The sequence below is a fragment of the Neisseria sp. 19428wB4_WF04 genome, from assembly GCF_015235335.1.
In the GTDB taxonomy this organism is placed as follows: domain Bacteria; phylum Pseudomonadota; class Gammaproteobacteria; order Burkholderiales; family Neisseriaceae; genus Neisseria; species Neisseria musculi.
Window position 1 is genome coordinate 94,125 of record NZ_JADGLG010000003.1, and the last position, 6,181, is coordinate 100,305.

Annotated in this window: 5 protein-coding genes and 2 pseudogenes; 4 read left to right on the forward strand and 3 right to left on the reverse strand. The window is 49.1% G+C overall.

Features of this window, described 5'->3' with window-relative positions; translation table 11 throughout:
* Nucleotides 1-42 precede the first annotated feature (42 nt).
* On the reverse strand, nucleotides 43-315 hold the full coding sequence (locus IR141_RS01695; RefSeq protein WP_135033962.1) for a hypothetical protein: 273 nt from the start codon (nucleotides 313-315) through the stop codon (nucleotides 43-45).
* Nucleotides 316-568: 253 nt separating this feature from the next.
* On the opposite strand from IR141_RS01695, the gene IR141_RS01700 reads away from it, so the two are divergent.
* A complete protein-coding gene (locus IR141_RS01700) occupies nucleotides 569-3,925 on the forward strand; it encodes a hypothetical protein (RefSeq protein ID WP_135033963.1) in 3,357 nt (1,118 codons plus the stop codon).
* A 164-nt stretch (nucleotides 3,926-4,089) separates the two neighbouring features.
* Here IR141_RS01700 and IR141_RS13750 read toward each other — a convergent pair whose 3' ends face one another.
* Nucleotides 4,090-4,215: a hypothetical protein gene (locus IR141_RS13750; RefSeq protein WP_255518783.1), complete on the reverse strand. Its 126-nt coding sequence runs from the start codon at nucleotides 4,213-4,215 to the stop codon at nucleotides 4,090-4,092.
* Nucleotides 4,216-4,493: 278 nt separating this feature from the next.
* Here IR141_RS13750 and IR141_RS01705 point away from each other — a divergent pair, with 278 nt between their 5' ends.
* Both IR141_RS01705 and IR141_RS01710 read left to right on the forward strand, forming a co-directional pair.
* Nucleotides 4,494-4,691, forward strand: coding sequence for a (2Fe-2S)-binding protein (locus tag IR141_RS01705; RefSeq protein WP_135033964.1), 198 nt, complete (start codon nucleotides 4,494-4,496; stop codon nucleotides 4,689-4,691).
* A gap of 615 nt (nucleotides 4,692-5,306) precedes the next feature.
* Nucleotides 5,307-5,474: pseudogene (locus IR141_RS01710) on the forward strand (IS1595 family transposase); the annotation flags it as partial.
* Here IR141_RS01710 and IR141_RS01715 read toward each other — a convergent pair.
* A pseudogene (locus tag IR141_RS01715) lies at nucleotides 5,457-5,945 on the reverse strand (IS1595 family transposase); the annotation flags it as partial. The pseudogenes IR141_RS01710 and IR141_RS01715 sit on opposite strands and share 18 nt — an antisense overlap.
* Nucleotides 5,946-6,061: 116 nt before the next feature.
* Here IR141_RS01715 and IR141_RS01720 point away from each other — a divergent pair.
* Nucleotides 6,062-6,181 (forward strand): winged helix-turn-helix transcriptional regulator (locus IR141_RS01720; RefSeq protein WP_135033893.1); only part of this gene is annotated, 120 nt, incomplete at its 3' end.

Below are 6,181 nucleotides of genomic sequence, written 5' to 3' on the forward strand. Positions count from 1 at the left end.
TACACAGTATTGGCGAAACATATCTTGCCCATATTTTCATTTTTAAAAATATGGACTTCCGATTCTTGTGCCTACTGCGCTGGTCGTAAACGCGCCACCTGCCGTTAAAGCTGCAGAACGTATTCTGTTTACTGGGCTGAATAATCCACTAACACCTCCCAATGCCACGGCTCCAAGAAATCTATTTGGATCCTTTCCTCCTCTTGCAAGATAGCCGTATCCTGCTCCATCAGCTCCGACAATTCCACCTATGGCATTGGCAATCCAACCACCTGATACATTTTGGATCTCAGTTGTATTTAACGTTTTAATCATTGTAAATGTCTCCTATGGAATGAAGTTAAAATGATTAAGAGTTTTGAGCAAGATATTTAATTGCAAGAAATTATTAATTTAATGGATTAATATGTTTGATAAGAGTTTTTGTTAAAATGAATTTATGTGTTAAATTACATGTTAAATTATTGGTTGTATATGTTAATTATTTAAATTGGATTTCTTGTTTGTCAAATAGGTTTACATGATGTCTTCAGAACCCTAAAAAAATATTCAATTATGTAAATCTGTATTGATTAGCCGCTTTACCGATGCGGGCATCGACACCAACAGGGAGGCGGTGGCATCAAACGAAGGCGGCGGCTTGGGCATGAGCGCGCTCGAGCAGGCGCGTGTCGATGCGGAACGCCTGCCCGATTTCGGCTCGTTTGTGCCGTCTGAAAACGGGGAACTCAACACACCCGACAACCGTGGCTTTATCCGTGATTTTGTCGGCAGCATGCCTACTACCGTACAGGCGCAGATGGTGGGGGCGGACGGTCAATTAAGCCAAGACGGCGTAAGGCGGTTGCGCAATGCCCTGCTGTATCGCGCGTATGGCAACAGCCCCGCATTGAGCCGCATGGTGGAAAGCACCGATGCAGGGCTGAAAAACATGGTAAACGCCATGATGCAGGCCGCGCCCGCTATTGCGAAAGCCAAAAACTACATCAAAGACGGCGCAATGCACGATGCCGATATTTCGGCAGACATTGTGTCCGCCGTGGAAAAGATAAACGAGATACACGAGCGCGGCGGCAGCGTGGCCGATTATCTCGCCCAACATGGCATGTTTGAAGACGATTTATCGCCCGTTGCGCGTGATTTAGTAGCATTTTTTGATGAGCATAAACGAAGCGCAAAAGCCATTTCCGCCCTGCTGAAAAACTATTATGATTTGCTCGCCGCACAAGGCAACCCTGCCGAAGCCGACATGTTCGGCGGCGTGCGGACACCCGACAAACAGCAACTACTTCAAGAAAGCATAAAGAACTATGAGCAGCAACACGGCAGACAAGAACAGCGTGGAATCTTTGACAGAGCAGAACCGACAGACACAGACGCAGCAGAGCGGCGACCCGCTGGTGAATCTGTTTCAGACACTCAACCGCAACCCGAAAGCGGCAGCGTTGATGAAGCAGGCATTGGCGAAAACGCAGGCGGAATTGGAGAGCGGCAAAGAGTAGCCAATCAAGATTTAGACGGCCTGAAGCAGCAACGCCCCGCAGCGGGGCGCGGCAGCGTAAGGCCGTCTGAAAAGAAGATATTCGAATCAACAGACAAACTCGGGTTTGCAGACCAAAACGGCATCAACACCGTGCGCACCGTCAGCGGGCGCGAAACCCTGCCGATGCCCGACCATTATCAAAACCGCGAATATCAAACCGAAAACGCATTGGGCCGCGCCATTTCCAAATATTGGAAAGCGTGGGATATGTGGCTGATGCGGGAAGCCTTTACCGAAGCGCAGGCCAACCGCGATACGGTAAACGCGCGGGTATTCAAACGCAACTACAACAAAGCCGCCAACGAAAAGAAAGGTTACGCGTTTTCATCACGCGGATCCGTTTTGTCGGAATCAGACAGAGAAACCGCAACCAACTATCTTTTTAAAGACGGGCTGATTAACCGCGACCCGTTTTACGAAGATGTGGAACTGGAAGACGGCGGCGGGAAATTCAGCCGCAGCGCGATGAAAGATATTCAGGCGAATATCAGGCGCGGGCGGGAAGCAATGAACCGTGCCATCTTGGAAAAGGCCGACCAACACCGGGCCATGTACCGCAACGACATCGGCTGGATTGATTTTGTGTGGGGAAGCGAAGGCAGCACGCTGGAAAACGGCAAAACACGCGGCGCAATGGGCATTGCGCATATTATTGACAAGCGTATGCGTGTTGATGGAATGAGCCGAAGCGATACGGTAGAGATGCTTACCGGCCGTGTAGTTGAAACCATTGCCAAAGGAGATGTGTTGCGCCGCGTTGAAAGCGGCAAGGCAATCAGACTTGAGATTGCCCATAACGGTAATATTGCACAAATGGTTAAAAGAAGCGGCAGCAACGGTTGGCTGCTTACCGCTTATGATAATCAGACGGCGGAACAAGTGCGGGGTGCGACGCAGCAAGCCCTACGCAATCACGCCCCTACACGTTCTCGTGGCGGATTGGGAGCGTCTGATACGGAAACCAATATACCACAATCAGACCAAAAACACATCGAAACAATTCAACAGGCAATCACAGATGCACTTGGTGCGCAACACGCCCGCCTGATTGATGTGGTATCCCTTGCAGACGTATCCCGCCCCGACAATGCCGAAGACCTGCTTAGCGCGCAGGGCTGGTATGACACCCAAACGGGGCGCATCACCCTGATTGCCGACAACCTGCCCAATGCCGACACGGCAAAGTTTGTGGCATGGCACGAATTGGCACACAGAAAAATCCATGTAGAAGGCTTGGCCAAATGGAGCGCGTTATTGCGGCAGGCAGACGGAAACACGGCGGTTAAAAGCCTTGCCGATGCGGTGATGAAGCAGCGGCGCGGCTATCAGGATACCGCAGCCGCAAACCGCATGGCGGCGGTGGAAGAAGCCATAGCCGAGCTTTACGCGTCCAAGCAGGAAAACAACCTTGAAGCATTGGAGCGCAAATACGGCATTTCCCTGCCCGCAGCGTTTAAAGACGGCTTGGGCGGGTATTTTGCGCGCGTTGCCGAGCGCATCAGGAATATTCTGAGAGATGTGCTGGGCATCGGGCGCGATGCGTTTTCAGACGGCCAAGTGTTCGGCCTGCTGCGCCGTATCGATGCGGGCAAGCCGTCTGAAAAAGGGGCGGAACCCCTTGCAGGCGATACCCGCTACAGCCTGAGCGAAGATGCGCAATCGGATTTCGCGCAGGCGGTTGATGATGTGGCAGCGGGAAGAAAGCCCGAACGGCAATATATCCCGATGGGAACAACGCCCGAAGCATTTCAACTGGCGGGCATGCCCGATGCCAAAGTTACGATGCGGCAAGACGTATTAAACAAAGTGATGGGCGGCAAACACCATATCACGCCCGAAATGCTGAAGCGTCTGCCCGAACAGTTAAACGACCCCGTGGCCGTGATGAAGTCTGCCCCGCAGGCCACACGGCAAGGCTATGTTGCGCTGACCGAACTTCAGGAGCAGGGCGAACCGGTGATTGCCGCGCTGCATTTGAACCGTACGGCAAAAGGCGTAGAAGTTGTGAACATTGCCAGCGTTTACGGCAAGAACCTGCACGGCCTGCAAAATATGCTGAACCATGATTTGGTTTACTGGCATACGGAAAAAGGCCGAAACCTTGTGTCGTCTTTTGGGCTCCGATTGCCCGCTAATGTCGACTCACAAGGCCGCAGCCTTTCCAGCAGCAATATTAAAACAGAAGCTGATTTGGCGCAATATGAATCTAAATTCAACCGCTATTCGGACGGCAAGGCCGATATGGGCAAGAAAGAGCGCGGCTGGTTTAACGAGATGGGCGAGTTGAATGCAGGCTTGGCCGCATATAACAAGTTGTCTGAAACTATCAAGACGGCTGCCGAATCGGTAGGGTTAGCAAGGCATCATTGGATTTTTACTTGAAAAACAAACCTATTGATATGATGGATATGAAGTGCCCGCCGCTGAAACATCTGACCGCCAAAAAAAGTCGTTTGCCGGCGCGCGCAAACATATCGTGGAACAAATCCGCAAGCAGCTGTACTTTGTAAATATTGTTCCGATATCCAGGCAACTAATTGAAATAATTAATATTTATAAATCGCACCAACCGGAGAATAATCTGGCTTCGTTTCATCTGTTTCAGGTTCAAGATACACGGCAGCTTCCAGCGCATCGGCAAAATCTTGATTGCGGGTGAAAATATCGTCCACCCAAAAAGCGTTTTAGTTCTTCATGCCGTACGTAAAAGATGGCCAAATTATTTGCAGCCAATATTTACTTTGCCACATTTTTGTGGTTAAAGTGAGTTTAAATGGCGGCAAATACTAGGATGGTGTTGTTTGTAAGGGAAAGATTTATACTATTCCAGTAATTTACAATTTCTATTCTTGCAATGCGAACTGTTTTTATTTATATTTAAGTCTAATAATAAAATTACTTCTCTCGAAGCTAATTTTTATGTGAGAAGTGCAAAACAAGGAGTATTAAAATGTTTGTCTGCATTTGCAATGCCATTACCGACCGCCAAATTCAAGAAATCGTTGCCGCCGGAGCTTGTAGTTTGAACGATTTGCAGGCGCAGTTAGGTGTTGCTACTTGTTGCGGCTGTTGTAGCGATTTGGCAGCTTCTTATTTAACTGGGAGTGGTGCTCAAAGCCAAAGCATGGTTACTGCAGGCATTCATTAATGTGCAAAGCTGACTTGTTCCTATACATCCCCCTAAATTTTCATTTCAATTGAAATATTCATTAGAGGTTAGATCTAGTTTAAGAATAAAACACTTGGCGTTTCGCAGCCAAGTGTTTTTCTTTGCCGGTGGCCCTGCGCATCCGCACCCCATCCGATCCCTGCGTATCTCTCAATGGTTGGTATTGTGCGAGTCCGTTTATTTTAACCAAGAGTTTTCCCCAGCCAGCAGTTGATTCCCCTTGCTACCTTAATCTGTCTGCCCCCTTTGTTGAAATCTGTTCCTTTTGGAAAGTATCGGCGTATCAGCCCGCTTGCGCTCTCCGCCAACCCTTTTCCCAAGAGGGCGCTGGCGGCAGGGGCGAGGTTCTTGCGTCTCCGATGCTTGGGCTAACGGCAGAAGCAGAGCTGTGCTTTCAGATAATCGGTTCTGTAACAGTTTGTTGGACGGCATCCATTATTTTCAGTGCGGTTTGTTTCGCTTTTTTTTGGGTGGCTATACTAGATAAGTAGTCATGTTAAACTGTAAAAATTCAGCCATCGTTTGACTCTTAAAGCAGATCCAAACTGCCTGTTATTACTATTTTCCGTGCCGACTGTTTGGATAGTCGTGATGTTGGATATAAGCGGTTTTATCCATCAGCACATCCATCATGGCAGGTTGTTTGCAGACAAACAAAACCATATCAACGGCATCGAAAACTTCTGAAATCGGGCAAAGCGCACTCTGCGAAAATACAATGGAATCAACTGTCAACCTTTTCCGTTATTGTTGAAAGAATGCAGGAAAAGACTTTCGGTCGATTCCGTTGTATTTGCGCAGCACACGCTTGGCCTGATTCCAAAAATTCCCAATGCCGCTGATGTGGTTTTGCCTCTAGGCAAATGTCTTGCCGTGGTTAATCCTATGGTGGTGAAAACCGCCGACATCCGGGACATCATCGCTGCTTAAACTGTCGGTATACACCACACTGCCCGGCATGATTTTCTTCGCAATAACAGGCAACAAACTCTCTTTTTTGGCGTTATCCACGACCACGGTATAAACCTTGCCGCCATGTTTGAGGATACCGAAAACCACCACTTTGCCTGCGGCTCCTGTGCCGCGTTTTCCTTTGCGCTTACCGCCGGAGCAGCGCTCATCTGACTTTACGGAACCTTCAAAAACCTGATCGGCCTCCAAGGCCGAATGACGGCTGATGACGAGGCGGATTTTGCGGTAAAAGAGTATGGCGGTGTTGGGCCGGATACCCAAGTGTTAAATATCGTGCAAAACTGAGCCAGGGAAACGGGGAGTTGTGCTCCAAAATTGAGCCACTCTCCGTTTGTTATAAACTGCTCCGCTTTATCACACAGCGGAGCCCAACCTGGATGTTATGCATGGAAACCATCGCAAAAGTGCACCGGCTTTTTCACCGACAGAAACTCTCACAACGTGAAATCGCCAAACAACTCAAACTCTCCCGCAATACAGTCGCCAAATATCTGCAG

What these genes read in the sequence shown, in the direction of transcription:
- IR141_RS01695 (WP_135033962.1), bottom strand. Translation starts at nt 315, where the DNA reads ATGATTAAAACGTTAAATACAACTGAGATCCAAAATGTATCAGGTGGT.
- IR141_RS01705 (WP_135033964.1), top strand. Translation starts at nt 4,494, where the DNA reads ATGTTTGTCTGCATTTGCAATGCCATTACCGACCGCCAAATTCAAGAA.